Source organism: Pseudomonas sp. Pse79 (assembly GCF_024519615.1).
GTDB classification, from domain to species: Bacteria; Pseudomonadota; Gammaproteobacteria; order Pseudomonadales; family Pseudomonadaceae; genus Aquipseudomonas; species Aquipseudomonas veronii.
Genome location: NZ_JALJRR010000008.1, coordinates 12,794 through 39,785, shown reverse-complemented (window position 1 = coordinate 39,785; position 26,992 = coordinate 12,794). Strand labels below are relative to the sequence as shown.

The window sequence follows — 26,992 nt, the reverse complement described above, 5'->3', positions numbered from 1 at the left end:
TGCAACCTTATGCGCCCCATGATCGGCGCGGGCTCCAACGCATTCAAAAGTGCCTTGGTGCGGTAATTATTAGAGTCTAACGTATTGTTTTAAAAAGTTACTTTGGATTCCTGGAAGCCGGTGAACGTTACTGGCGATTCCAGGGTTCGAATCCTGACGTACACCTTTTATGAAGGCGTTGACCCGAGTAAGAGGTTCGCCAACGTGACGAGTCCACTCGCCGCGTTACCCGATAATGTTCGAGGGGCGGAGCACCCGATGTTGCGCTGCTGATCCGGTTTGCTTTTCCAAAGCTGGGAGCCAATCTAAGCGATTAACTGCTGAACAAACCTCGCCTGGGTTGCTACACGTGCAGCCTCTGGCGAACTCGAGGATCAGCACGAAAGGCTTCGCTCAGTCGCTATGCTCGCTCCTCATTCGTATTAGCCATTTCACGACTTCGAACCACATTACGCTCAGCGCGACGATGCCAAATGCGAAAAGTAGCAGTACTGGCGCGGGTGTCACGAATGAGAACAGCTGGGTAACCGGCGGAAAAAACAGCGCTATCGCCAACATGGCCAACGTTGCGAAAGCGATCCAACTGAGCTGGGTGCCAAACGCGCCAGGCCCCACCCAGCGCGTGCGGCCCCATGACTTATTGGTATGGATCAGGGCGAGGTTGGCCAGCGCCAGGACGACGAAGGTCAGTGTTCTCGCAAGCTCATCTTGCTCAGACGCTACCGGCGCAAAGAACCTCATACCCGCATACGTCGCGAGAAGCAGTATCAGTAAGCCAATGCCCTGGCAGAGGCCGCGTATCATCACTGCGCTGTCGAACAACTGTTGCTCCTTTCGACGTGGAGGAGCCTTCATCGCATCCGGCTCAAGCGGTTCGGCCTCGAACACGACCGAGCAGGCGGGGTCGATGATCAGTTGCAAGAACAAAATGTGCGCCGGCATCAGCACCATCGGCCAGCCGAAAAGCACTGGAAGCATCGATAGGCCGACGATCGGCACGTGTACGGCCACCACAAACACAATCGCCTTGCGCAAGTTGGCGAAAATGCGGCGGCCATAGCGCACGGCGGTCACCAACGACTCGAAATCATCATTGAGCAAAACCAGCGCGGCCGCCTCGCGTGCGACCTCGGTGCCACGCGCACCCATCGCAACGCCAATATCGGCTGCCTTCAGTGCAGGCGCGTCGTTGACACCGTCGCCGGTCATGGCGACGACATCACCCTGTGCACGGAACGCGCGTACCAGGCGCAGTTTCTGCTCTGGCTGAACACGGCAGAAGATCTGCGTCGTGATCAGTCGTGCGGCCAGCTCAGAATCGTTCAGTGTGGACAGTTCGGTTCCAGTGATCACCGGCGCATCGGTGCCCAGCCCGGCCTGCCTGGCGACCGACATCGCTGTGGCCGGGTGGTCGCCCGTCATCATCACCACACGGATGCCTGCGGCTCGGCACTCGGCAATAGCCTGCGGCACATCTGGACGAATCGGATCTTCGAGCCCGACCAATCCTAGAAACCTGAAGTCGAAGTCGTGCTGTAAACCGGGCAATACCTCGGCGGCGAAGGTCGCCTGTGCGACGCCGAGAACGCGAAGCCCGTCTGCCGCCATCGCCAGCACCTGAGCCGCAATGCGCGCGCTGCGAACGGGATCCATATGGCACAAATCGACGATTGCCTCGGGCGCTCCCTTTGCGGCAATGAGTCGCTCTCGTTGATTCGGTGATTGCCAGACCCGCGACATTGCCAGCATCTGGGGTGACAAGGGATAGTCGTCGATCAGCGTCCAGTCGGCGTGAAGGTGCTCGGTGAGCGCCAGCAGGCTCTGCCCGGTCTCGCCGATGGCCGACTCCATCGGGTCGAAAGCATGGCGGTGGCTGGCGAGAACCGCGTACTCAAGCACACCATGGAGTGCCTCCTGCAAAGGCATGCCGCCGTCAGTACCGTCCCTGGCGACTTCATACTCAGCCTCCTCGGACCAAAGGCGCCTGACCGTCATTCTGTTAGCCGTCAGCGTACCGGTCTTGTCGACGCATAAGACGGTGGTCGCACCGAGCAATTCGACGGCAGGGATGCTACGCGCTAACACCTTCTCACGGGCGAGTCGCCAGGCGCCGAGGCCTAGAAAGAGCGTCAGTACAACCGGCAATTCCTCCGGTAGGATTGCCATCGCCAGCGTCAGGCCCGCCAGCATCCCATGCAGCCAGTCACCGCGCAGCAGCCCGAAAGCGATAGCGAGCGCCGCCGCCAGCGCCAGGCCTATGACAGCGACCCGCTTGACCACACGACGCGTTTGCTGTTGTGTCGGGGTGGGTTCCACCTCGATGTCTGCCAGTGACTGGCCAATCCGGCCCAGCGCGCTGCGCTCGCCGGTGGCGGTGACACGTCCCTGGGCGGTGCCGCACGTGACCAATGTGCCTGAAAATGCCTGCGCTAGGGCCGCATCCGTTGGCGGCGGCGCTGGATCACCAAGTGTATGAGACTGCGGCGCGACCAGCTTGCTGACTGGCATGGATTCTCCGGTCAGCAAGGACTCATCAATTGATAGGTTGGCGCATGTTGTCAGTTGCAGGTCAGCGGGTACGCGATCGCCTTCAGCCAGCATTACAACATCGCCAACGACCAGGTCCCGCGCGGGAACGCTGCACTCTTTACCTTCCCTTAGCACTTTAGCCCTTGGGCTGGAGAGGTCCCGCAATGCATTCAGGGAGCGTTCACTGCGCCGCTGTTGGACAAAGCTGATGCTCATCACGACGAAGACAAAGCCCAGCAACATCAGGGCTTCCTGGACATCGCCCAGCACCATGTACAAAGCGCCGCACGCGACCAGCAGGAGAAACATCGGCTCGAAGGCCACGTCACACATCAGGCGCAAGGCGCTGCGTCGGCGGGAGGCGGGGAGTTCGTTCGGCCCGTCCTGCGCCAGACGTTGCTGCACCTGCGCCTCGCACAAACCCTCAAGCGGCGTCTGCGAACCTGAATGAGGTAGCTCAGCGTTCACAGCGCGGCCGTTATGAGTGGGTGATCGTGACTCGAATCAAGGGGGGGCAATGGGGCAATGTGTGTCATCAGGTTCTGTACCCCCATGGCGCTGCGATACCTGCAGGCTGGCTCTATAGCAATGTGATGTCCTGTCTCGAGGCTTGTAGTCGTATCGACCTCGAGGCATGCGTCTAAGACCATCATGTAATCCGTCCTACAGGTACGCTAGCACAACGTTGCTTTAAATATTGCGGCATTCGCCGCTCTCGATAAGGGAGCCCCAAGAACGCCGGAATCAGTTCTGCCCTTTGCGGATCTCCAGGCTCAGAGCGTGCCGTGTTCATCGTGCAGTTGGGACTTTAGATGTATGCGAAACATCGATGTCCAGCTCATTTCACGCATCCGGCTTTCTTGTATAAACCTGAATTGTTACAGAAATGGAAAATTACTTTCACGGGAAACGAGGTCATTCCATCGGCGGGAAAGTGTTATAAGTTTTTCACCTTAGGCTCTGCCCTGTACTAAAAATAAACCGTTATAAAACGGTACCTTGCGCTGCGCAGTCAATGCGTTGCGACTTAGAAACCTTCTCATCTGCCATCGACTTATGACTCTTCGCTTTTGACCGCCTGACTTCAGGGGAGACCCTGCTGACTGTGCGTTGAGAGACGAGGCAGCTCTATTAAAAACAGGGGAACAAACAATGTCTTTTAAGTGGAATTTGGTGGCGCTGACGGTCTCGCTGGGTGCTAGTCAACTAGCGTCAGCCGCGGGTGTGGAGGACCAAGCGACTGCCAAGGGGTTTGTTGAAGGCAGTAGTTTGAACCTGCTGCTTCGTAACTTTTATTTTGATCGTGACGGTAAGAATTCGGCGGGCGACAAACAGGACTGGTTGCAGGTGATACAAGGCAACTTCTCCTCCGGTTTCACCCAAGGCACCATCGGTTTTGGTGTAGATGCTTACGGATACTGGGGCGTGAAGCTGGACGGTGGCAAAGGCAATGCAGGCTCTGGCAACTTGCCGGTCGACAGCAACGGCCGGCCGGAGAATGACTTCAGCAGTGCAGGCGCGTCGATCAAGGCACGGTTCTCCAAGACTGAACTGCATTATGGCAACTTGCAGCCCAACAACCCGGTCCTGGCCACGGCGGGTACTCGCGCCACGCCTCAAACAGCGACTGGCTTCAACCTGTTGAGCAGCGAAATTGAAGGGTTGAACTTCGACGCCGGGCACTTCACCAGCAGTAACGGTCCGACCACGACCAACAATAGCCACGAATTGTATGCCGGTTATGCCAACATACCGGCCAAGAGCATTGACTACCTCGGTGGCAAGTACACGCTGACCGATAACTTGTCCATGAGCGTGTTTGCCTCGGACCTCAAGGACGTCTGGCATCAATACTACGGTAATGCCAACTACACGATTCCGTTCACTGCCGATCAATCATTGAACCTGGACTTCAACATCTACCGCACCACCGATTCCGGCCAGTCCAAAGCCGGCTCCATCAACAACACCACTTGGTCGTTGGCGGCGGCGTATTCGTTCCTGAGTGCTCATACCGTCACACTGGCGTTCCAGAAGGTTCACGGCGACACGCCGTTCGACTATGTGGCCGTGGGTAATAACAAGTCGGGTGATCTGGCCGACTCCATCTTCCTGGCCAACTCGGTTCAATATTCTGACTTTAACGGCCCAGGCGAAAAGTCCTGGCAGGCCCGTTATGACTTGAACATGGCGACTTATGGCGTGCCAGGGCTGAGTTTTATGACGCGCTACCTCAACGGTGACAATATCGACGGCACGCACATGCAGGTCGGCAGCGCCTACCGTGCCTATGGTTATGGTGCTGACGGCAAGCACCATGAAACCAACTTTGAAGCCAAATACGTGGTGCAGAGCGGCCCGGTCAAAGACTTGTCGATGCGCGTGCGTCAAGCCTGGCACCGCGGTAACGCTGATCAGGCGGAAGGGGATTACAACGAAACCCGTCTGATCGTGGATTACCCAATCTCGATTTTCTAAGCGGACGATCACCGGTCAAGCCCGGAAGACGCAACGCATTGACGGCCAGTTTCAGCTCTGCTGAAGCTGGCGTTTTTGTTTGTATAACGCGTTCTTTGTCGGCGGGAGGCTATGTCCGACGCTTGCCCTACAAGGTTGAGGTTCCCGTTTTGGCAGCCTGAACCTGCGGATCGTTACGCGCTTGTGCTGATTCGGGTGCCGACCGGCCCTGAGGTCGCTTTGTTGCGAAACCCACTGACATGCGCTGGGCATTTCTCATGACCTTCCGGATGTTCTGTTGCCCAATCCTGCACTTTTTCGGATTTTTCGGATCTATCTCTATCCCAGCCATACTCATACTGCGTGTGGACATAAGAACTAGACCTGGTGCCGATGGATCATACGTTCCCGCCTCTTACCTGCCGATGGATGAACCGCCCGCGCTGGCTCGTCCTCGTGTTTCTGCTCTGCACCACCGCCTGCAGCCAGCAACAGGGGCGCGATATCGCCAGGCAATTCAGCAATGGCAAGCCTGATGAGTTTCTCCAGACCAGCGTCGACCGCATGGCCACCCTCGGCATGCGCGATAACCTGCAAAGCCTGTATTTGCTGATGAACAAGCTGTACCTGCGCAACCCCAACCAGTGGCGGCAGTCGGGTTACCTGGACGCGGTGAGCGCGGCGCGGGAAATCCGTTCGGCCATCGAAAACCGTCAACCGCTGCCCGCCCTGGGGGATCGTCGCGATCTGGCGGCCCTGAGTTACTCCTTGAGCCCCGAGTTTCGCGGCGATCGGGTCGGGGCGTTTATCTATGCGATTGGCAGCATGCTGGTGACTGCACATGGCGGGCGCACCCGGTTCTATATCTCTGACACGATCAACCCGCAATTCGTCAGCAACGCGGCGCGCAATATCGAAAAGGCCACCTGGCTGCTCAGTCAGCGTCAGGATGCCAATGGCGTGCTGCTGCTGTTTTCCAACGAGATCTCGGAGGAGGGCAGCAACCTCAGTTTCGCCGTCGAGTTCGGCAAGATCGTCGCGCGGCTCGACCTGCTGACCCAGATGCTCGATGAGCGCTATCGACGCATTGGCGTCAATTACGCGCAAAGCCTGTTGCTGATGAATTTTCTGCCGGTGCAGTGAGCGTTAGGGCCGTTGAGTGCGGTGTTTCCGTTTCCTCTGTAGGAAGTGCCCTATCTTGCACTGCACTGCTTGAAACGCCCATCTGTCGGCAATAGCCTCGGACTTTTCTTAAATATGAGGCCCTACCTTGGGTAAGCGAAAAACGGTTTGGCCCACGGATCGCGAAATCCGCCTGCGATTTATCCTGTTTGCGGTGATTGACGCCGCGAGTGCGCAAGGCGTCTCTGCCGAGCTGTTGTTACCGGCACACAAACTGCTGCAGGAGTCGCCGACTGAGGCGCAATTTCGCGACGCCCTCAACAGCATTCTGACGACCGACGAAATGTACGGGTTCCGCTTTCCGGCGGGGTCGGAGGCGGATGACTTCATGCGCGCGCTGGCGTCCGCCGCGGGCTAGGAGACAGGTAGTTTTTTCAGGGGCCGGGAAGGCTCTGCGCCGTGAATAAGGCGTGACCTGGCGAGCGTCCCGGTCTTCCCATCACAGTTCGCGTGCCAGGCCTGGCCTTCACGCCCCCGCATTCCAAGGACCCGCCCCATGTTGCTGCGCCAACCCCCGCTGCTTTTTGCTGCCCTGACCCTCAGTTCCCTTGTGCAGGCCGAAGACCTGCAACTGGCGCCGGTCGAAGTCACCACCAGCGAAGCCAGCGCGGCTGAAGTGGCGCAGGCGCAGCTCAAGCGCGTGCCCGGCGGCACCAATTACATCGACATGGGCAGCGTGCAACAGGGGCGGGTGAGCACCAACGAGGACGTGTTCAAGTATCAGGCCGGGGTGTACGCCAAGGCGGCGAATAATGAAGGCGTCAAACTCTCGATCCGTGGCTCGGGCCTCAACCGCAGCCCCGGCGCCCATGCTTCCGGGTTGTACGAGACGCTCGACGGCTTGCCGCTGACGGGCCCCGGCGGTACGCCCTATGAACTCAAGGACCCCTTGTGGCAAAGCCGCGTCGAGGTGCTGCGCGGTGCCAACGGTTTTGACCGGGGCGCGCTGGCCCTGGGTGGGGCGGTCAATTACGTGACCCACACCGGCTACGACGCGCCCAAGCTGCAAGTGCGCTACGAAGCGGGCAGCCGTGGCTACGCCCAGCGCGAGATCAGTTCGGGCCAGGTGCTGGGGGATGCCGACTATTACATCAGCCTCACCGATTCCGAATCCGACGGCTATCAGCAGCAGAGCGCCGGCACGGGCAAGGGCGTCGCGGCCAACTTCGGCTACCGTTTCAACCCGAACCTGGAGACGCGCTTTTACTTTCGCTACCGCGAAACCACCAACGACACGCCAGGCAAGCTCACGCGCTACCAGATCAGCCATGATCCGCGTGCCGCCAACAGCCTCAACGCCGCCCGCGATTCAAAACGCCTGCAACCGGGCTCCACCTGGATCGCCAACAAGACCACGTTGCAGCTCGACGACAACGCACGGCTCGAAGTCGGCCTGGCCTATCACGACTACCCGATGGACCTGCGCGAGGGCACCAATCGCCTGAAAGTCGCCTACACCGATATCAGCGGCACGCTGAACTACATTCGCCAGGACACCCTGTTCGGTCACGACAGTAAAACCACGATCGGCCTGCGCACCACCCAGGCGATGCCCAACAATGGCGCGTCGGAATACGTGCGAATTCCTGTCGGTAATACCGCAGGCTATGCCCCCGGCACCAAGACCCGCGACTACAGCTACCTGGGTTCCGACACCGTGCTGCATATCGGCAACGACCTGGAACTGGTCCCGGACCTGTGGCTGACCACCGGCCTGGCCGCGATCTACACCCGCCGCGAAACCCAGGTGACCTATCCCGACGGCCAGGCGCCGCTCAGTCAACATGACTGGGACTATGCGCCGCGCATCGGCCTGCGCTATGACTTCACCCCGCAATTGCAGGTGTACGGCAACCTGAGCCGCTCGGTCGAGCCGCCGCATGCCTGGTCGATGATCTGGGGTTCCAACAAATACTTCGGGCCGGGCAGCGGCCCGGCCACCGGCCTGCAACGCGAAGGCGTGAGTTTGAAAAACCAGACCGCCACCACCCTGGAAGTCGGCGGCCGTGGTGACGCGTGGTTCGGCCAATGGGACCTGGCACTGTACCGCTCGGAAGTGCGCCACGAGTTGCTCACCGTTGAAACCCAGGCCCAGACCCCCACCACCAACGCGATCCTCGCCGAGGCCAACGCCAGCCCCACGGTTCACCAAGGTGTCGAACTGAGCCTGCTCAGCCCGCTGTGGGACGGCGGCGGCAGCGGTAAGCTCGCCCTGCGCCAGGCCTACACCTTCAGCGACTTCCACTACCGCAACGACGACCGCTTCGGCGACAACACCTTGCCGGGCATTCCCAAGCACTACTACCAGGCACAGTTGCGCTACAGCCATCCGACCGGTTTCTACACCAGCCTCAACACCGAGCATTCCTCGCGGGTGGCGGTGGATTACGCCAATTCCTACTACGCGGCGGCCTATACCTTACTCGGCGCCACGTTCGGCTACGACGCCCCGCAGCAGGACTGGCAAGCCTGGGTCGACCTGCGCAACCTGACCAACCGCCGCTATGCCAACACCGTCACCCCGGGTTATGACGACAATGGCCTGGACGCCGCCCGCTCCACGCCCGGGGACGGTCGGGGCATCTACACCGGCGTGTCGTGGAGCTGGCGCTGAGACACCGACAACAGGCGTTCGACTTGCGCGTGCTCCCACGTACTCATCAATGCCACTGGGTTGGTGCCATAGCGTTGCCAGCTGTCCAATGAGCCATGCCGCCCGTCGGGTGAGCGGCAGTGCTGGCACCCCACCAGCACCGCACCTTGGGTCAGCAGCACCATCCGCCAGCCGTCGGTTTCCACGCTCACCGTGTCATCCGCTGCCGCGCAGGCGCTGATGACCCGCGTTTCCAGGGCCATATCCTTGAGCACTTGATAAGCCTCCCGTGCAGAAACGGTGGCGGCGGTTGCGGTCATCGGCGGTGTCCTCGTGATGGAGCGGCGCAGTGTCGCGTGCGGGCGAGGCGGTTTCAAGCCTGAGGGCAGCGTCGCTTGCTGCCCGGGTTTCAGTCATTGCCTTGGCGCAGGCGCTTGTACAGGGTGTTGCGGCTCACGCCGAGTTCCCGCGCCAGGTGGGAAATATTCCCGCCTGCCGCTTTCAAGCGCCGCGTCAGGTCAATGCTGTCCTCCAGAGGCGCGCTGTCGGGCAGCGGCGCCGTCACGTTCAGATCGACGAAGAAGTCGTCCGGCAGATGCTCCGGGCGGATCGGCTGCTCCTCGGCCATGGCCAACGCCACCTGCAACACACTGCTGACCTGGCGCAAATTGCCCGGCCACGGGTGCTGCTCGAACAACGCCAGCACCTCGGCGCTCAGCCCGGCCCATTGCTTCGGTTCGCGGTGTTGCTGCCACAGTTGTTGGAACAACGCCTGCTTGTCAGTGCGCTCGCGCAGTGGTGGCAACTCCAGGGTCAGCCCGCCAATGCGGTAGTACAAATCCTCACGGAAGCGCCCGGCTTGCACCTGCTCGCGTAGCACATGGTTGGTGGCGGAGATGATGCGCAAATCCACCGGGAACAACTCGCTGCTGCCCACCGGTTGCACGCAGCGTTCCTGTAAGACCCGCAGCAAGCGGGCCTGGGTCGGCAGTGGCATATCACCGATCTCGTCGAGAAACAGCGTGCCCTTGTCGGCCTTGCGGATCAGGCCGACGCTGCCTTTTTGATTGGCGCCGGTGAAGGCGCCTTTTTCGTAGCCGAACAGTTCCGATTCCACCAGCTCAGCGGGAATCGCCGCACAGTTCACCGCGATAAATGCCTGTTGGCTGCGCGAACTGGCCTGGTGCAGGGCTTTGACGAATACCTCTTTGCCCACGCCGGTTTCACCGTGGATCAGCAGCGGAATGTCCTTTTCCAGCAGGCGTTCGGCCTGGCGCACGGCTTTTTCCACGCGCACATCGCCAAAATGCAGGGTCTTGAGGCTGATCGGTGCGGCTTGCGGCGGCGCCGGTTCGCTGAAAACCCGCGCGTGTACCGGCATCTGCTTGGGCCGCTTCAATAAACACTGGAAACGATTGCGGCCGGCCGCCTGCAAGGAGAACGGCAAACCCTCCGGCTGATTCAGTAACTCCAGCATCGACACCTTGAACAAGCGGTCGATCATCACCCGCGACAGGCTGATGCCCAGCAGGTTGTCGGCGCGGCGGTTGGCCGATAACACCTGGCCGCTTTCATCAAAGATCAGCAAGCCCGCCCATTGGCTGTCGAGGTTGTTCAGCCCGGTGTTGAAGGTCAGCTGGAAATGCTCGCCGCGAAACAGGTTGAGGATCAGCCGGTTTTCCACGGTCTGGCTCATCATCTTGACCATGCCCAGGGTGTGGGAGGGCGGCAGGTAGCTGTCGCTGGACACGTCCAGCACTGCGATGATTTCGCGCTGGGCGTCGAAGATCGGCGCCGCCGAACCGGTCATGAAGCGGTTGGCCTTGAGGAAGTGTTCATCGTGTTCGATATGCACCGCCTGGGCACAGGCCAGCGCGGTGCCGATGGCATTGGTGCCGCTGGAACGCTCCATCCAACTGGCGCCGGGGCTGAAACCACGGGCCAACTTGGGGTCGATAAAGCGCTGGGTGCCCCACGACGTCAAAACCTGGCCCTGGTTGTCGGCCAGCATGATCAGGCAGTTGGAGTTGCTCAGGATGTTCTCGTAGTAAGGCAACACTTCCTGGTGGGTGGTCTGCACCAGGGAATGCTGGCTCTCCAGCAATTGGCTGATGCCCTCGGCGGGCAGTTGGTCAAAGCTGGGTGGGCTCTGGTGGTCCAGGCCGAATGCGCGGCAGCGGCGCCAGGACTCCTGGATGAGGGTGTCGTGAGTCAGCGGTTCGGCCATGGAGACCTTCTTTTTATTGTTTTTGGGTCTTGCGCAATCTAACGGATGTCACCCGGTCAATGTGGGAGGGGGCAAGTCGAATCGTCGCACCGCCCCTCCCACATGTGTTCTGCGTTGTTCAGTCAATCGGGTTCAAACAGTGTTGTTCAGAACTGTTCATTGTCAACCCGCGGAGTGTTCAGTTGTTCAGTCCGAATTGTTCATTTTTGTTCGCTCCCGAACCTCGCTTTCAGGGCATTTCCTTGTGGATCAAGCACCTGCTGCGGTTGGCACGAAACTCGCTGTGACCACTGGCCAGATTCATTCCAATAATAAAAAAGGGCGTGTCATGTCATTGACCCTGGAACATGTCTCCCGCGTCATCGAAGGCCAGACCTGGATCGACGACGCCAACCTGCGTTTCGAGGCCGGCTCCTTCAATGTGCTGCTCGGTCGCACCCTGTCCGGCAAGACCAGCCTGATGCGCCTGATGGCCGGCCTGGACAAGCCCGACAGCGGTCGCATCCTGATGAACGGCGTGGATGTCACCGCTAAACCGGTGCGCCTGCGCAACGTGTCGATGGTGTATCAACAGTTCATCAACTACCCGACCATGACCGTGTTCGAGAACATCGCCTCGCCGTTGCGCCAGGCCGGTGTGTCCAACGAGCTGATCCAGAGCAAGGTGCTGGAAACCGCGAAGATGCTGCGCATCGAGAAGTTCCTCAAGCGCCACCCGCTGGAGCTGTCCGGCGGCCAGCAGCAACGCACGGCGATGGCCCGCGCGTTGGTGAAGGATGCCGAACTGATCCTGTTCGATGAGCCGTTGGTGAATCTGGACTACAAACTGCGCGAAGAGCTGCGTCAGGAAATGCGCGAGCTGTTCAAGGCCCGCCACACCATTGCGATTTACGCCACCACCGAGCCCAACGAAGCGCTGGCACTCGGCGGCACCACCACCATCCTCCACGAAGGCCGGGTGATCCAGAGCGGCAAGGCGGCCGAGGTCTATCACCAGCCGCAGACCGTATTGGCCGCCGAGTTGTTTTCCGAACCGCCGATCAACCTGATGCCGGGCAGCATCCGCGGCAATGAAGTGAGCTTCGCCAATTTCGTACACTTCCCACTCAATGTTGACCTGCGTCCCATCGGCGAGGGCGAGTTCCGCTTTGGCGTGCGCCCCAGCCATATCAGCCTGGTGCCCAGCAACGACGACGACCTCGAACTGGCGGTGACCGTGGAAGTCGCCGAGATCAGCGGCTCGGAAACCTTCCTGCATGTGCGCAGCGAGCATTTCCTGCTGGTGCTGCACTTGCCGGGGGTGCATGAGTACGACGTCGACGCGCCGATCCGTGTGTATATCCCCACCCATAAACTGTTTGTGTTCGATGGCCAGGGCCGCTTGGTCCAGGCCCCCGGACGCCGTGTCGCGAGGGTTGCCTGATGGCTGAGATCCATTTGCAGAACCTGGCGCACAGCTACAGCCCTACGCCGACAGGTCCCGAGGACTACGCCATTCGGGAAATGAACCACGTATGGGAGCAGGGCGGCGCCTACGCCTTGCTCGGGCCTTCGGGCTGCGGCAAATCAACCCTGCTCAATATCATCTCCGGCCTGCTCAGCCCGTCCGAAGGGCACGTGCTGTTCGACCATAAAGTGGTCAACGAGCTGACCCCGGAAAAACGCAACATCGCCCAGGTGTTCCAGTTCCCGGTGGTGTACGACACCATGACGGTGTTCGACAACCTGGCTTTCCCGTTGCGTAACCAGGGCATGGCCGAGGCGAAAATTCACAGCAAGGTGCAGGAAATTGCCGAAGTCCTCGACCTGCAAAGCCTGCTGAGCAAAAAGGCACGCAACCTCACCGCCGACGAAAAACAGAAAGTCTCCATGGGCCGGGGCCTGGTGCGCGACGACGTCTCGGCGATCCTGTTCGATGAACCGCTGACGGTGATCGACCCGCACCTCAAATGGAAACTGCGACGCAAGCTCAAGCAGATCCACGAGCAGTTCAATATCACCATGGTCTATGTGACCCACGACCAGTTGGAAGCCTCGACCTTCGCCGACAAGATCGCGGTGATGTACGGCGGGCAAATTGTGCAATTCGGCACGCCGCGGGAGTTGTTCGAGCGGCCGAGCCATACGTTTGTCGGCTATTTCATCGGCAGCCCTGGGATGAATCTGATCGAAGTGCAGGCTGAGGCCGGCGGAGTGCGCTTTGCCGACACCCATCTGCGGTTGTCCGAGGCCGTGCAGCAACGCCTCGCCGACACGCCCTACACGACCTTGCAGGTGGGCATCCGCCCGGAATTCATTCATGTGTGGGATGAGCATAACCCCGACGCACTGCAAGCCGACGTCACCCATATTGAAGACCTCGGCACCTACAAGATCCTGACCCTGAGCCTGGACGGCGCCACCCTGAAAGTGCGCCTGGCCGAAGACAAACCGGTGCCCGAAGGCACCGCCTCTATCAGCTTCCCCGCGCAGTGGCTGATGCTCTACGCCGACGATTACCTGCTGGAGGTGCGGCCATGAACAAGGTGCAGAACAACAAGGCCTGGTGGTTAGTGTTGCCGGTGTTCCTGCTGGTGGCATTCAGTGCGGTGATCCCGATGATGACGGTGGTCAACTACTCGGTGCAGGACATTTTCGACCAGTCCAGCCGCTATTTCGTCGGCGCCGACTGGTACAAACAGGTGCTGCTCGACCCGCGTCTGCACGACTCGCTGCTGCGCCAGTTCATCTACTCGGCGTGCGTGCTGCTGATCGAAATCCCGCTGGGCATCGCCATCGCCCTGACCATGCCCACCAAGGGCCGCTGGTCGTCGCTGGTGCTGATCATCCTCGCCATTCCGTTGCTGATTCCGTGGAACGTGGTGGGCACCATCTGGCAGATTTTCGGCCGCGCCGATATCGGGTTGCTCGGTTCCACCCTCAATGCGATGGGCATCAGCTACAACTATGCGGCCAACACCATGGACGCCTGGGTCACGGTGCTGGTGATGGATGTCTGGCACTGGACCTCCCTGGTGGCGCTGCTGTGCTACTCGGGGCTGCGCGCTATTCCAGATGTGTACTACCAGGCGGCGCGTATCGATCGGGCGTCGGCCTGGGCGGTTTTCCGACATATCCAGCTGCCGAAGATGAAAAGTGTGCTGCTGATCGCGGTGATGCTGCGCTTCATGGACAGTTTCATGATCTACACCGAGCCCTTCGTACTGACCGGTGGCGGGCCGGGTAACGCCACCACGTTCCTCAGCCAGACGCTGACCCAGATGGCTGTCGGCCAATTCGACCTGGGCCCGGCCGCGGCGTTTTCCCTGGTGTACTTCCTGATCATCCTGTTGGTGTCCTGGCTGTTCTACACCGCCATGACCCATTCCGACGCCAACCGCTGAGGCCACCAACATGAGCAAGCGCAAAGTCATACCGCTGCTGATCTACATCCTGTTCCTGCTGGTGCCGATCTACTGGCTGCTGAACATGTCCTTCAAAAGTAATACCGAAATCCTCGGTGGGCTGACGCTGTTTCCGCAGGATTTCACCCTGGCCAACTACAAGGTGATCTTCACTGACCCGAGTTGGTACACCGGCTATCTCAACTCGCTGTACTACGTGAGCCTGAACACGCTGATCTCCTTGAGCGTGGCGCTGCCGGCGGCGTATGCGTTCTCGCGCTATCGCTTCCTGGGCGACAAGCACCTGTTTTTCTGGCTGCTGACCAACCGCATGGCGCCGCCGGCGGTGTTTCTGTTGCCGTTTTTCCAGCTGTATTCGTCCATCGGCCTGTTCGACACGCATATCGCGGTGGCCCTGGCGCACTGCCTGTTCAACGTGCCATTGGCGGTGTGGATTCTTGAAGGCTTCATGTCGGGTGTGCCCAAGGAAATCGACGAAACCGCCTACATCGACGGCTACTCCTTCCCCAAGTTCTTTGTGAAGATTTTTATCCCATTGATCGGCTCCGGTATCGGCGTGACGGCGTTTTTCTGCTTCATGTTTTCCTGGGTCGAACTGCTGCTGGCGCGCACCCTGACTTCGGTCAACGCCAAGCCCATCGCCGCGGTGATGACCCGCACCGTCTCGGCGTCGGGGATCGACTGGGGCGTACTGGCGGCGGCGGGGGTGTTGACCATCCTGCCCGGCATGCTGGTGATCTGGTTTGTACGCAACCACGTGGCCAAGGGCTTTGCCCTCGGCCGGGTCTGAGGAGTCGATGATGGAATGGATGGCCTGGACCACCCCCACTGCGCTGTTCTTTGGCGGTATCGCCCTGATTCTGGCGGGCATGACCACTTGGGAATTGCGCGCGCCGAGTATCCCTCGGCGCGGGTTTCTGCCGATCAGCACCACCCGTGGTGATCGTTTGTTTATCGGTCTTCTCGGTAGCGCCTACCTGCACCTGCTGGTGATCGGCGTAACCGACTGGAGCATCTGGGTGGCGTCCGCGCTCTCCCTTGTATGGCTGTTGTGTGTGATGCGTTGGGGCTAGTGCGGATGCCTCTATTCCCTGTAGGAGCGAGCTTGCTCGCGAAATTCGTCAACGATAACGCGGCGTTTCTGGGCGTGCGCGGTGTCTGGGCGTTTTTCGCGAGCAAGCTCGCTCCTACAAGGGGTGTGTGGCGTTTGTAGTCCCTTTTGAAATCAACCAGGAGGTCTCTATGTTCGATAAAAACAATAAGCTGCGACATAGCATTTCATTGGCCGCCGTACTGGCCCTCAGCGGTTTGAGTGCCACGGCCTGGGCCGATGCGTATGAAGATGCGGCGAAAAAATGGATCGGCAGCGAGTTCAAGCCGTCGACCCTCACGGCCGACCAGCAGCTCGAGGAACTCAAGTGGTTCATCAAGGCCGCCGAACCGTTCCGTGGGATGAAGATCAACGTGGTGTCGGAAACCCTCACCACCCATGAGTACGAATCCAAGGTGCTGGCCAAGGCCTTCAGTGAAATCACCGGTATCAAGCTGACCCACGACCTGCTGCAGGAAGGCGATGTGGTAGAAAAGCTGCAAACCCAGATGCAGTCCGACAAGAACATCTATGACGGCTGGGTCAACGATTCCGACCTGATCGGTACGCACTTTCGCTACGGCAAAACCGAATCCATCACCGACCTGATGGCCAACGAAGGCAAGGACTTCACCTCGCCGACCCTGGATATCAAGGACTTTATCGGTATCTCCTTCACCACCGCGCCGGACGGCAAGATCTACCAGTTACCCGACCAGCAATTCGCCAACCTGTACTGGTTCCGCGCTGACTGGTTCGAGCGGCCGGAGCTGAAAGCCAAGTTCAAGGAAAAATACGGCTACGACCTCGGCGTGCCGGTGAACTGGTCGGCCTATGAAGACATCGCCAAGTTCTTCAGCGAGGACGTCAAGCAAATCGACGGCAAGCGCATCTATGGGCACATGGACTACGGCAAGAAAGACCCGTCCCTCGGCTGGCGCTTCACCGATGCCTGGTTCTCCATGGCTGGTGGCGGCGACAAGGGTTTGCCCAACGGTTTGCCGGTGGACGAGTGGGGCATTCGCGTCGAGGACTGCCACCCGGTGGGCTCCAGCGTCACCCGGGGCGGCGACACCAACGGCCCGGCCGCCGTGTTCGCCACGCAGAAATACGTGGACTGGATGAAAGCCTACGCACCGCCGGAAGCGGCCGGCATGACCTTCTCCGAATCCGGCCCGGTGCCGTCCCAGGGCAACATCGCCCAGCAGATCTTCTGGTACACCGCGTTCACGGCCGACATGACCAAGCCGGGCCTGCCCGTGGTCAACGCCGACGGCACGCCGAAATGGCGTATGGCGCCGTCGCCCGTCGGGCCTTATTGGGAAAAGGGCATGAAGAAGGGTTATCAGGACGTGGGTTCCTGGACCTTCCTCAAGTCGACGCCTGAGAAGCAGAAACTTGCGGCCTGGCTGTACGCGCAGTTCGTCACCTCGAAAACCGTGTCACTGAAGAAAACCATCGTCGGCCTGACGCCGATCCGTGAGTCGGACATCAATTCCCAGGCCATGACCGACCTGGCGCCGAAGCTTGGCGGCCTGGTGGAGTTCTACCGCAGCCCGGCCCGGGTCGAGTGGACCCCGACCGGCACCAACGTGCCGGACTATCCACGCCTGGCGCAACTGTGGTGGAGCAACATTGCGGCGGCGGCCAGCGGCGAGAAAACCCCGCAACAGGCGCTCGACAACCTGGCCAAGGAGCAAGACGCGATCATGACGCGCCTGGAGCGCTCCAAAGTGCAACCGGTGTGCGGTCCGAAAATGAACCCGGAACGTGACGCCCAATACTGGTTCGACCAGCCCGGCGCGCCGAAGCCGAAACTGGCCAACGAGAAACCCAAAGGCGAAACCGTGGCCTACGGCGACCTGCTCAAGCAGTGGGAGGCGGCGCGTAAATAATCAGTTCAGGCAAACGCGGTAAACACTGTAGGAGGGGGCTTGCCCCCGATAGCGGTGGTTCAGTCAATGCATGTATCGACTGGCGCAATCGGGGGCAAACCCCCTCCCACATTTTGATCTTCATCTGCCAGGGGAGTCTGCCGGTTCCCCGACAAACCGTTTGGCCAGAAAGCCATACAACAGATACCCGAACGCCAGCACCAGCATCGCGCCAAATACCGCCTCTTCACCGCAGGCATAAATCGCATACAGCGAATACCCCACGGCCACCAGCACCACCAGCGTATTGCGCGCCTGCACCGTCGCGCTGGCGTGTGCCTTGTACATCATCACCAGCAGGCCGGTGAGGGCGGTCACGTAGGGCAGCAGGTTGGTCACCACCGCCAGGTTCACCAGTTTGCTGAACTGCGCGCTGGCGCTGGGCGAGATGGTCGACAAGGCAATCAGGCTTTGCAGCGCGGCACACGCCAGCAGCCCCAGCACCGGTGCATTCGCGGCGCTGATGCGGCTGAAAAACCGCGGAAACAGGCGTTGGTCCGCCGACATCTTGGCCGTTTGCGCCAGGGTGAATTGCCAGCCCAGTAACGAGCCGATACAGGCCACCACCGCCAACGCCATGATCAGCTTGCCGACCCAGGGGCTGAACATCTGTGCGTAAACCAGTGCGAACGGTGCGGAGGACGCCGCCAGTTCGGCATTGGGCACGATGCCCTGGATCACCGCAGTCGACAGCACGTACACCACCGCCACCCCAAGCGTGCCGAGCAGGCAGGCCAGGGGCACGGTGCGGTTGGGGTTCTCCACCGCGTCGTAGCCCTGGGCGGCCGACTCCATGCCAAGAAACGCCCACAGGGTCAGAGGAATACTCGCACTGACGGCGTCCCACAGGTGCCGTTGGTGTGGGTTCCAGGCGGCCGTGAACACCTCGGGCTTGAAATAGAACCAACCGATCACGCAGAGCCCCGCCACTGGAATGATCACGCCCCATACCGTGACCACTCCGATGCGCCCGGTGATGCGCGGGCCGCCGAAGTTGGCCACGGTGGTCAGCCAGATCAGCGCCAGGCTGCCGACGAACAACGGTCCCGGCCCGCTGCCCAGCCACGGAATGAATGACGACAAATAACCCACCGCCGAAATCGCAATCGCCACATTGGCAATGATCAGCGACAGAAAATACAGAAACGAACACAGGAAAAACCCCGACTTGCCGTGGGCCTCCTCGGTATACGCCGACATCCCGCCGCTGCGGGTACAGAACAGCCCGCATTGAGCGAAGCCGTAGGCGATCGCCATCGAACCGAGCGCAGTGACGACCCACGACAGCAGCGAAATCGCGCCCAGTTGCGCCATGCTGGCCGGCAACATGATGATCCCCGAGCCCATCATGTTGATCGCTACCAGGGTGGTCAGGCCCAACAGGCTCATCTTCTTGCTTGGTGCGGCCATCCAGAACTCCTTGTGATCAACGCAAAACCTGAGCTGTGCTTTCGCTGCGCCAACCCTGCGCGGCGGCAGTCGGGCGACATCGTCACGCGCAGGATGCCCGTCTCGGTGCGACGGTGTTCGGCTTTGGTGGTGAAGGCGCGTTATTCGATCAAGCGGCTATTCATCGTGGGCCATGCTGATCCCACTGATGAAACTTGCGCAAGGAAAAAGCCGAAATAGGCAGGATTGGCGTAGGGACAGCGGCGTCCCTGGGTAGGACGCTCGCTACTGTGCTCACTCAACGGTTCGATTTATCACCCCGACGCCTGAGCCGCACATTCAAGGGCGGCTCAAAGGGAGGGATCAGGCCATGGCCTGCGGTTGGATGCGCAGTTCGCCCTCGACATCCTTGGCCAACCCACTGGCCAGAAACAACGGGGCGAGGCGCTTGTGCAGCTGTGGCTCGACAAACTCCTTCACCGTCGGCAATGCCAGCACACCACTGAGCGGCAACTCCGCCTTGGTGTACGACAGCCACGCCTTTTTCAACATCAACAGCACATCGCTGCCGGCCGTCGAGGCAAAGCGGCGGTGGGTGGGTTTGGTGTCGAGGTTGAAGGTGTGCTGGAACTCATAGCCGGTTTCCTCCCCGCCAGCGGCAGCACAGCGCACGCAGGTGCAGGGGCCGTCGCCGAATGCGTTGCGCAGGTAGGCGTTGAAGTCCACCACGGGTTTGAGTGACAGACGCTTATCCACCTCGAACAGGTCCCCGGTCATTTTTTCGTCAGTGTTCAACGTCCAATTCCTTGCTGGTAGGCGGCTTTTCAAAGCGCGGCACAATAGCAGCCAAGCACGGTTTTGGGGACTATTTGCATCACATTAGCGCCGGACGCCGGCTTGCCGGCGACAGCGTTTCGGTCGCCGGCAAGCCCGCCGCCATCCTCAATCGGCGGAAAACTTGAAGAGGGTGCGCTGGGTGTAGGTCTGCCCGGGGTCCAAGCGTGTCGAGGCAAACGTCGGTTGGTTCGGCGCATCGGGAAAGTGCTGGGTCTCCAGTGTGAAACCGCTCCAATGCAGGTAGGTTTTGCCTGCCTTGCCCTTCACCGAGCCATCGAGGAAGTTGCTGGTATAGAACTGCACCCCAGGTTCCGTGGTGTAGAGCTGCAAACGGCGGCCGGAGGCGGGGTCGTACACGTCGGCGGCGAGTTGCTTGATGTCGCCTTGGGTATCCAGCGCCCAGTTGAAGTCAAACCCGCCCTGTTTCGGCTCGGCGAATTTGAGTTGCGGATGCGCGTCCTTGATGTGCTGGCCGATGGCGGTGGGCTGGAGAAAGTCCATCGGCGTGCCCTTGACCGGTGCCACTTCACCGGTGGGAATCAAGGTGGCATTCACCGGCGTGTAGTGGCTGGCGTGCAAGGTCGCCACCTGCTTGAGGATGTCGCCGTTGCCCGCGCCAGCGAGGTTGAAATAGCTGTGGTTGGTGAGGTTGAGCACCGTCGGTTTGTCGGTGGTGGCCTTGTAGTCGATGTGCAATTCGTTGTTGTCGTTGAGCCGATAGGTGACTTCGGTGGTCAGGTTGCCGGGAAAGCCCATCTCGCCGTCCTTGGACAGGTAGGTCAGGGTCACGCCGACCGAATCCTTGTCCTTGACGGGCTTGGCTTGCCACACGCGCTTGTCGAAGCCCTGGGCGCCGCCATGCAGCGAATTGGGACCGTCGTTGAGCGGCACCTGATAACGCTTGCCGTCGAGCTCGAACGCACCGCCGGCCAGGCGATTGCCGAAGCGGCCAATGGTCGCGCCAAAAAACGCCGTCCCGCGCTGATAGCCCTGCACATCATCGAAGCCGAGCACCACGTCCTCGACCTTGCCGTGCTTGTCCGGCACTTTCAGCGCCTGCAACACGCCGCCATAGGTGATGACCGTGGCTTGCATGCCATGGCTGTTGCGCAATATGTACTGCTCGACAGCGGTGCCGTCGTTGGTTTTTCCGAAGGGTTTGTGTTCACTGGACAGACCGGCGGCCTGCGCGCCACCGCTGGCGATCAGCATGGACAAGGCGAGGCCGGACAACAGGTATCGAGGGTGCTTCATGGTCGAACTTCCTTTTGTTGTTTTGAGTGGAATAGTTCTACTAATGTGCGATATTTTGTCGGTGAGGCCGCAAATTTATAGCCTTAAACGCCGATTTCGTAAAATAAAATAAGACTAATTGATCGAGGCAACCTTGATATGAGTACTGAACAGGCCGTTTATCCCGACCTCAAGGGCAAGACCGTATTGATTTCCGGAGGCGCTTCGGGGATCGGCGAATTCATGGTGCGAGCCTTCGCCGGGCAGGGGGCCAAGGTGGCGTTCGTCGACCGCGCGCAAGGCCAGGGCGAGCGCCTGGCCGCGTTGTTGAGTGCCCAGGGGCACACCGTCGAGTTCGGTCACTGCGATATCACCGACGAGATTGCCTACAAGGCCGCGATTGCGCGCTTCGAATACGCCCTGGGGCCGATCACCGTGTTGGTGAACAATGCCGCCAACGACGTGCGTCATACCCTGGAGGAAGTTGATTCGGAGACGTTCGACAAGCTGATCGCGGTCAACCTCAAGCACGCCTTTTTTGCTGCCAAGGCTGTGGTGCCGATGATGAAACGTGCGGGTGGCGGTTCGATCATCAACCTGGGCTCCGTTGGCTGGATGATGGCCTCCGCTGGCTACCCGGTGTACGCCGCCAGCAAGGCCGCCGCCCATGGCATGACGCGGGCGCTGGCGCGTGAGCTGGGCCCGGACCGTATCCGCGTCAATACGCTGGTGCCGGGCTGGGTGATGACCGAAAAACAATTGACGATGTGGGTCGACGACGCCGCCAAGGAACTGATCAGCCGCAGCCAGTGCCTGCCTGGCAGCGTATTGCCGGAACACATCGCCAGCATGGCGCTGTTTCTCGCCTCGCAGGCGTCAGCGATGTGTTCGGCGCAGAACTTCATTGTCGATGGCGGTTGGGTGTAGCTCCGGTCACTCGATGGGGTAGCGCTTGAAGGCCGGGTGCTGCTCCAGGCGTTCGGCGTGGCGTTGCACATGGGGGAACGCATCCGCCTTGACCACCGAGGCCACGGTGAACTGGCTGAAGGACCAGGCGACCGCCACCGTCAGCGAGGCTTGGGTCAGCGCTTCGCTGTCGGCCTGGCTCAGGTGTTTGTCCAGCAGCGTATACGCGGCCAGCAATTGCCCGCTGACGCGGTCGAGCCACGGCGCATGCTGCTTCTCGGCCGGCCGCAGGTTGTGTTCATAGACGATCTGCACGCTTTTCTCACAGGCCGCCAGGGCCAGCCCGAGCAACTGCAGGTCCTTGGCGCGTGCCGCAGGGGGCTGCGCCAGCAACTTTCTGTCAGCTGGCGCGAGGGTTTCGAGGTAATCCAGGATCAGGCTGGAGTCCATCAACACGGTCCCATCGTCCAGCACCAGGGTGGGCGCCTTGACCACGGGGTTGATCCGCGCGAATGCGTTGTAGGTGCTGAACACGGACAAGGGCTCATGCACAAAATCCACCCCGTACAGTTCCAGGGAAATGGCCACGCGGCGTACATAAGGCGAGTCCAGCATGCCGACCAGTTTCATAAAGCCTCCTTGGTAATGGGTAGTTGGCAGGATTGGTTAATTTAGGTAACTTTAAAGCGGCTGTAGGTCCTGTAATATCGATTATTTTTACCGTAAAAGGTTAGCTGAGCTTACATGAACGCATTTCCTCCCTTGACCTGCCTGCGCAGCTTCGAAGCCACCTCGCGATTGGGCAGCGTGACCTTGGCGGCCAGGGAACTGCACGTTACCCACTCAGCCATCAGCCAGCAGATCAAGGTGCTGGAAGAGCTCGTCGGTCTGGCCCTGTTCGTGCGCGAAGGTCGCGGCCTGCGGGTGAGCGAAGACGGGCGCCTGTACGCCTTGCAGATTCGCAAGGCGCTGGGAGATATCGCCGAAGCCACGCGCTTGATCCAGGCCCAACCCAAGACCGATGAACTGGTGGTCGCGGTGCTGCCCTCGTTCGGCTGCTCCTGGCTGGTCCCACGCCTGCCGACGTTCCAGGCGTTGTACCCGCATATCCGCATTCGCTTGCAAGCCAGTCTGAGCATTTCCAACCTGCATCAGGAATCGGTCGATATCGGCATCCGCATGGGCGAGGGCGATTGGGACGGCGTGGAGCAGCGGCTGTTGTTTCACGATGAAGTGATCGCCGTGGCCGCGCCTCATTTCAATCACGGGCAGTTGCCGCAGACACCACAGCAGATCGTCGACAGCCCGATCATCCATAGCACCGAGTCCTGGCTGCCATGGTGCGAGGCGGCGGGCGTCGAGATGTCCGGCGAGCGCGCCGGCTTATGCAGCAATGACTCCAACCTGATCCTGGAGGCGGTGCGCCTGGGGCAGGGCATCGCCCTGGAGCGGCGCAGCCTGGTGCAGGACGCCATCGCCCGTGGCGAACTGGTGCGGCTCGGCAATATCAGTGTGCCCTACGCGTATCCCTACTGGCTGGTCTGGCCGCCCCGCGAAGGTTCGCACACCAAGCAGCAGGCGTTTTCCCAGTGGTTGTTCAAGGAAGTGGACAGCTACCTGGGGCAATTGAAAGGCGTTACCGATAAGTGTCCACCCAGCGCTCAAGGATGAAGGCTGGGTTGTGACGCAACCCCAACCTTTGGTTTAGTCTGGGTCGATTCGTTGACCTCAAGCACATCAGGAGTCGTGAGCATGACCGAATACGTACCCCCCAAGGTCTGGACCTGGGACACCGAAAGTGGCGGCACATTCGCCAGTATCAACCGGCCCATCGCCGGGGCGACCCACGACAAGGTACTGCCGGTCGGCAAGCACCCGCTGCAGCTGTACTCGCTGGCCACGCCCAATGGGCAGAAAGTCACGATCCTGCTCGAAGAGCTGCTGGCCCTCGGGCATACCGGCGCGGAATACGACGCCTGGCTGATCAAGATCGGCGACGGCGACCAGTTCGGCAGCGGCTTTGTCGCGGTGAACCCGAACTCGAAAATCCCCGCCTTGCTCGACCGCAGCGGCGCCACGCCGATTCGCGTATTCGAGTCCGGCGCGATCCTGCAGTACCTGGCGGAGAAATTCGGGGCGTTCTTCCCGACCGAACCTGCGGCCCGCGCCGAGTGCCTGTCGTGGCTGTTCTGGCAGATGGGCAGCGCGCCGTACCTGGGCGGTGGTTTCGGGCATTTCTACGCCTATGCGCCGAGCAAGATGGAGTACCCGATCAACCGCTTTGCCATGGAAACCAAGCGCCAACTGGATGTGCTCGACAAGCGCCTGGCCGTGAGCGAGTACATTGCCGGTGACGACTACACCATCGCCGACATCGCCATCTGGCCCTGGTACGGTGGCCTGGTCAAAGGCCGCCTGTATGACGCGGCGCAGTTCCTTTCGGTGCAGGATTACAAACATGTGCTGCGCTGGGCTGATGCAATCGAGGCGCGCCCGGCGGTGCAGCGTGGACGGCGGGTCAACCGGGTGTCCGGGCCGCTCGAAGAGCAACTGCCGGAGCGGCACGATGCGCGCGATTTCGAGCGCTGAGGTCGATGAGGCTCAGCTCAACAACCCGGTGCTGACCGCCACGATCAGGAAGATCCCCAGCAGCGCGCGGTAGATCACGAACGGCCAGGTGGAGAACCGCTCCAGGAACTTCATCAGGCCCCAGATCGCGAAGAACGCCGAGACGCTGGCGACTACCAGGCCAAACAGCAAGTGCGGCCAGGCATGCACCGGCATATCGGCGTGCAGCAGCACCCACAGCTCCTTCAAACCGGCGAGGGCGATCGCCGGCAGGCCCAGCAGAAAGGAGAAACGCGCAGCCTCTTCACGCTTGAAATTGAGGAACAGCGCGGCGGTCAGCGTGGAACCGGAACGCGAGACCCCGGGAATCAAGGCGCCAATCTGTGCGATACCGACGATCAACGCATCGCGCAGGCGCATTTCGCTCACCTCCCGCGTGTGCCGCGCACGCAGTTCGGCGGCCGCCAGCAACACTGCCATCACCACGCAAGCGATGCCGATCACCATCAGCCCGCGCAGCGGCGAGTTACAGGCATTCAAGGTCGACGACAACGCCAGGCCGGCAATGCAGATCGGAATGGTCGCCAGCACAATCGCCACCGCCAGCTTGAACCACTGATTGTTGTAGTCACCCTGGCGCACCGCGCCAATGCTGCCGGTGACCACCTGGCGCACATCGCGCCAGAAGTAACTGACCACCGCCGCCAGCGCCGCCAGTTGCATCGCCGCCGAAAACGCCGAGCCCGGGTCTTGCCAGCCGAGCAGGGCGGGGACCACACGCATATGGGCGGTGGACGACACCGGCAACAATTCGGTAATGCCCTGGATCACGCCCAGGATGAAAATCTGCAGGTAATCCAGGGAGGCGAAGCCCACATCCAGGCCGGCGGAACAGACGTTGGTCAAAGTACATGTCCTTGAGAAAAAAGAGGCAGCCGGCGAAGTTTATTCGAAATGTTTCGAAGGTTCGGGCGAGGCGGCAGCTATCTGCAATCGATTCAGCAAGTAGAAAGGTTCATGCCGCTATTGGACTGGGGCAGCGTTTTGTGAACAATGGCGCCCTGCGTTTTTTCACCGAGAGCCTCATGCCTGAAACCACCGTCGAATTGATCCAGACCGGCCCGGAAGCGTCCGAGCTGATCCGCAATCTGTACCAGTACTACGCCTATGAGTCCTCGGACTGGGAGCAGGAAGATGTCGAGGCGGACGGCCGTTTCTACATCCATGACGAACACCTGAACCGCTATTGGCACGACCCGCAGTGGAGCGCCAACCTGCTGCTGGTCGACGGTTATATCGCTGGCTTCCTGCTGATCGAAGGCAGTGAATTGCCGGGCATCGATGCCCTGGAACTGGCCGACCTGTTCATCCTCAAGCGCTATCGGCGCAAGGGCATCGGCAGCGCGATCGCCACCCAGGTGCTATGCAGCGGCGCGGCCAACTGGCTGGTGCGTTTCTATGACCAGGATGAAGTGTCCCAGGCGTTCTGGCGCACCGTGCTGGATAACCTGCCACGCCCGGTGCAGACCCTCGAGCTGGACGATGATCCGCAACTGACCAGTTACCTGATCACGCGGGCGTCGTTGCACTAAACGCTGCGCTCGCTGAAAAAAGCCTGCTGCATGGCCTGAGGCGGCTGCCCGAAGGCACGCAGAAACGCCTGGCGCATGCGCTCGCGGTCGCCGAAGCCGGTTTCGCGGGCGACCACCTCGACCGGGTGGCGGCTGGTTTCCATCATCGCCCGCGCCGCTTCCACCCGCAGGGATTCGATGGCCTTGGCCGGTGTCTGCCCGGTTTCTTCGCGAAACACCCGGCTGAACTGGCGCGGGCTGAGCCGGGCGACATCGGCCAGGGCTTCCACCGACAGGTCGTGGGTCAGGTTCTCGCGGGCATAGGCCAGGGCCAGTTGGATGCGGTCGGACTTGGGGTCCAATTCCAGCAACGCCGATAACTGCGACTGTTCGCTGCCCCGACGCTGGGCAATCACCAGCTTGCGCGCGATACGCCGGGCGAGGTCGCTGCCCAGGTCGTTCTCCACCATCGCCAGCGCCAGGTCGACCCCGGCGCTCATGCCGGCGCCGGTCCAGATCTGGCCGTCGACGATGAACAGTTTGTCTTCTTCCAACTGAATATCCGGGTAGCGCTTGCGAAACGCCGGAGCGTGAATCCAGTGAGTGGTGGTGCGCTTGCCCGCCAATAACCCGGCCTCGGCCAGCACGAAGATGCCCATGCACAGCGAGGCGACACGCCGCGATTGAGCGGACGCGGCCTTGACCAGCGCCAGCAGGTTGGCCTCCGGCAGGCGAAATTCCAGGTAACCGCTGACGATCAGGGTGTCATAGCCCTGCGGCCGGATCGGCGTGGTGTTCACCGAGAACCCCTGGGACGTCATCACCGCGCCGCCGCTTTCCGACACCAGGTGAAACTCGTAGGCCGGCTCGCCGCGCAGCAGGTTCGCGCACTCGAACACCGAGCCCAGGCTGAGGCTCAGGGACTGGAAGTTCGGGTAAACCATCAGCGCAACGCTATGCATCGCCATACTCCAACGCGGGCGGGAGGGGCGATTGTCGGCGCGTGCCAGGAAAACGGCAACCGGGTTCGGCGCATGTCCGCAATCCTTGCGGATATGACATTGTGGGCGCC

23 protein-coding genes are annotated in these 26,992 nt (G+C 60.7%); 14 read left to right on the top strand and 9 right to left on the bottom strand.

Going from position 1 to position 26,992, the window contains the following annotated elements:
* Positions 1-393: 393 nt before the first annotated feature.
* Positions 394-2,997 carry a cation-translocating P-type ATPase gene (locus tag NR164_RS12285; RefSeq protein ID WP_256822794.1) on the bottom strand — a complete coding sequence of 868 codons (2,604 nt, stop codon included), beginning with the start codon at positions 2,995-2,997 and terminating at the stop codon, positions 394-396.
* Positions 2,998-3,681: 684 nt separating this feature from the next.
* On the opposite strand from NR164_RS12285, the gene NR164_RS12280 reads away from it, so the two are divergent.
* The 4 genes from NR164_RS12280 to NR164_RS12265 all read left to right on the top strand — a co-directional run bounded on the left by NR164_RS12280 (position 3,682) and on the right by NR164_RS12265 (position 8,782).
* Complete coding sequence (locus NR164_RS12280; RefSeq protein WP_256822793.1) at positions 3,682-5,007, top strand: OprD family porin; 1,326 nt, start codon at positions 3,682-3,684, stop codon at positions 5,005-5,007.
* Positions 5,008-5,415: 408 nt separating this feature from the next.
* Positions 5,416-6,129: a hypothetical protein gene (locus NR164_RS12275; protein WP_017846714.1), complete on the top strand. Its 714-nt coding sequence runs from the start codon at positions 5,416-5,418 to the stop codon at positions 6,127-6,129.
* Positions 6,130-6,256: 127 nt separating this feature from the next.
* Entirely contained in the window at positions 6,257-6,526 is a 270-nt protein-coding gene (locus tag NR164_RS12270) for a hypothetical protein (RefSeq protein WP_017846713.1), read from the top strand.
* A 138-nt stretch (positions 6,527-6,664) separates the two neighbouring features.
* A complete protein-coding gene (locus tag NR164_RS12265; protein WP_256822792.1) occupies positions 6,665-8,782 on the top strand; it encodes a TonB-dependent receptor domain-containing protein in 2,118 nt (705 codons plus the stop codon).
* On the opposite strand, the gene NR164_RS12260 is transcribed toward NR164_RS12265, so the two are convergent.
* Positions 8,752-9,081, bottom strand: a complete 330-nt coding sequence (locus tag NR164_RS12260) for a hypothetical protein (protein ID WP_046383018.1) — start codon at positions 9,079-9,081, stop codon at positions 8,752-8,754. The genes NR164_RS12265 and NR164_RS12260 overlap by 31 nt on opposite strands.
* A gap of 89 nt (positions 9,082-9,170) precedes the next feature.
* On the bottom strand, positions 9,171-10,988 hold the full coding sequence (locus NR164_RS12255; protein ID WP_256822791.1) for a sigma-54-dependent Fis family transcriptional regulator: 1,818 nt from the start codon (positions 10,986-10,988) through the stop codon (positions 9,171-9,173).
* Positions 10,989-11,316: 328 nt separating this feature from the next.
* Here NR164_RS12255 and NR164_RS12250 point away from each other — a divergent pair, with 328 nt between their 5' ends.
* The 6 genes from NR164_RS12250 to NR164_RS12225 all read left to right on the top strand — a co-directional run bounded on the left by NR164_RS12250 (position 11,317) and on the right by NR164_RS12225 (position 17,377).
* Positions 11,317-12,411 (top strand): ABC transporter ATP-binding protein, encoded by a 1,095-nt coding sequence (locus tag NR164_RS12250; protein ID WP_017846710.1) that lies wholly within the window; start codon positions 11,317-11,319, stop codon positions 12,409-12,411.
* Positions 12,411-13,508, top strand: a complete 1,098-nt coding sequence (locus NR164_RS12245) for an ABC transporter ATP-binding protein (RefSeq protein WP_046383020.1) — start codon at positions 12,411-12,413, stop codon at positions 13,506-13,508. The genes NR164_RS12250 and NR164_RS12245 overlap by 1 nt, the downstream gene beginning before the upstream one ends.
* Positions 13,505-14,371 carry a carbohydrate ABC transporter permease gene (locus NR164_RS12240; protein ID WP_005789024.1) on the top strand — a complete coding sequence of 289 codons (867 nt, stop codon included), beginning with the start codon at positions 13,505-13,507 and terminating at the stop codon, positions 14,369-14,371. The genes NR164_RS12245 and NR164_RS12240 overlap by 4 nt, the downstream gene beginning before the upstream one ends.
* A gap of 10 nt (positions 14,372-14,381) precedes the next feature.
* Positions 14,382-15,182 carry a carbohydrate ABC transporter permease gene (locus tag NR164_RS12235; protein ID WP_017846707.1) on the top strand — a complete coding sequence of 267 codons (801 nt, stop codon included), beginning with the start codon at positions 14,382-14,384 and terminating at the stop codon, positions 15,180-15,182.
* Positions 15,183-15,192: 10 nt separating this feature from the next.
* Entirely contained in the window at positions 15,193-15,465 is a 273-nt protein-coding gene (locus NR164_RS12230) for a DUF2160 domain-containing protein (RefSeq protein WP_010567825.1), read from the top strand.
* 169 nt (positions 15,466-15,634) lie between these two features.
* A complete protein-coding gene (locus NR164_RS12225; protein ID WP_256822790.1) occupies positions 15,635-17,377 on the top strand; it encodes an ABC transporter substrate-binding protein in 1,743 nt (580 codons plus the stop codon).
* 120 nt (positions 17,378-17,497) lie between these two features.
* Here the strand turns inward: NR164_RS12225 and potE are convergent, their stop codons facing one another.
* From potE to NR164_RS12210, 3 genes are all read right to left on the bottom strand, one after another.
* Complete coding sequence (potE, locus tag NR164_RS12220) at positions 17,498-18,826, bottom strand: putrescine-ornithine antiporter (RefSeq protein WP_256822789.1); 1,329 nt, start codon at positions 18,824-18,826, stop codon at positions 17,498-17,500.
* A 342-nt stretch (positions 18,827-19,168) separates the two neighbouring features.
* Positions 19,169-19,600, bottom strand: coding sequence for a hypothetical protein (locus NR164_RS12215; RefSeq protein ID WP_046383024.1), 432 nt, complete (start codon positions 19,598-19,600; stop codon positions 19,169-19,171).
* A gap of 147 nt (positions 19,601-19,747) precedes the next feature.
* Positions 19,748-20,896, bottom strand: a complete 1,149-nt coding sequence (locus NR164_RS12210; protein ID WP_046383025.1) for an aldose epimerase family protein — start codon at positions 20,894-20,896, stop codon at positions 19,748-19,750.
* Between the two features lie 138 nt (positions 20,897-21,034).
* On the opposite strand from NR164_RS12210, the gene NR164_RS12205 reads away from it, so the two are divergent.
* Positions 21,035-21,802: an SDR family NAD(P)-dependent oxidoreductase gene (locus NR164_RS12205; RefSeq protein ID WP_017846701.1), complete on the top strand. Its 768-nt coding sequence runs from the start codon at positions 21,035-21,037 to the stop codon at positions 21,800-21,802.
* A gap of 6 nt (positions 21,803-21,808) precedes the next feature.
* Here the strand turns inward: NR164_RS12205 and NR164_RS12200 are convergent, their stop codons facing one another.
* Complete coding sequence (locus tag NR164_RS12200) at positions 21,809-22,411, bottom strand: glutathione S-transferase family protein (RefSeq protein ID WP_256822788.1); 603 nt, start codon at positions 22,409-22,411, stop codon at positions 21,809-21,811.
* 114 nt (positions 22,412-22,525) lie between these two features.
* On the opposite strand from NR164_RS12200, the gene NR164_RS12195 reads away from it, so the two are divergent.
* Positions 22,526-23,452 (top strand): LysR substrate-binding domain-containing protein, encoded by a 927-nt coding sequence (locus tag NR164_RS12195; protein ID WP_256822787.1) that lies wholly within the window; start codon positions 22,526-22,528, stop codon positions 23,450-23,452.
* A gap of 81 nt (positions 23,453-23,533) precedes the next feature.
* Positions 23,534-24,370 carry a glutathione-dependent disulfide-bond oxidoreductase gene (gene yghU, locus NR164_RS12190; protein WP_046383028.1) on the top strand — a complete coding sequence of 279 codons (837 nt, stop codon included), beginning with the start codon at positions 23,534-23,536 and terminating at the stop codon, positions 24,368-24,370.
* Positions 24,371-24,382: 12 nt separating this feature from the next.
* On the opposite strand, the gene NR164_RS12185 is transcribed toward yghU, so the two are convergent.
* Positions 24,383-25,255, bottom strand: coding sequence for an undecaprenyl-diphosphate phosphatase (locus NR164_RS12185; RefSeq protein ID WP_017846697.1), 873 nt, complete (start codon positions 25,253-25,255; stop codon positions 24,383-24,385).
* Between the two features lie 179 nt (positions 25,256-25,434).
* On the opposite strand from NR164_RS12185, the gene NR164_RS12180 reads away from it, so the two are divergent.
* The gene (locus NR164_RS12180; RefSeq protein WP_026139989.1) at positions 25,435-25,941 is read left to right on the top strand and encodes a GNAT family N-acetyltransferase; all 507 of its coding nucleotides are present in this window, start codon (positions 25,435-25,437) and stop codon (positions 25,939-25,941) included.
* Here NR164_RS12180 and NR164_RS12175 read toward each other — a convergent pair.
* Positions 25,938-26,882: a GlxA family transcriptional regulator gene (locus NR164_RS12175; RefSeq protein ID WP_046383029.1), complete on the bottom strand. Its 945-nt coding sequence runs from the start codon at positions 26,880-26,882 to the stop codon at positions 25,938-25,940. The two genes, NR164_RS12180 and NR164_RS12175, sit on opposite strands and share 4 nt — an antisense overlap.
* Between the last annotated feature and the right edge of the window lie 110 nt (positions 26,883-26,992).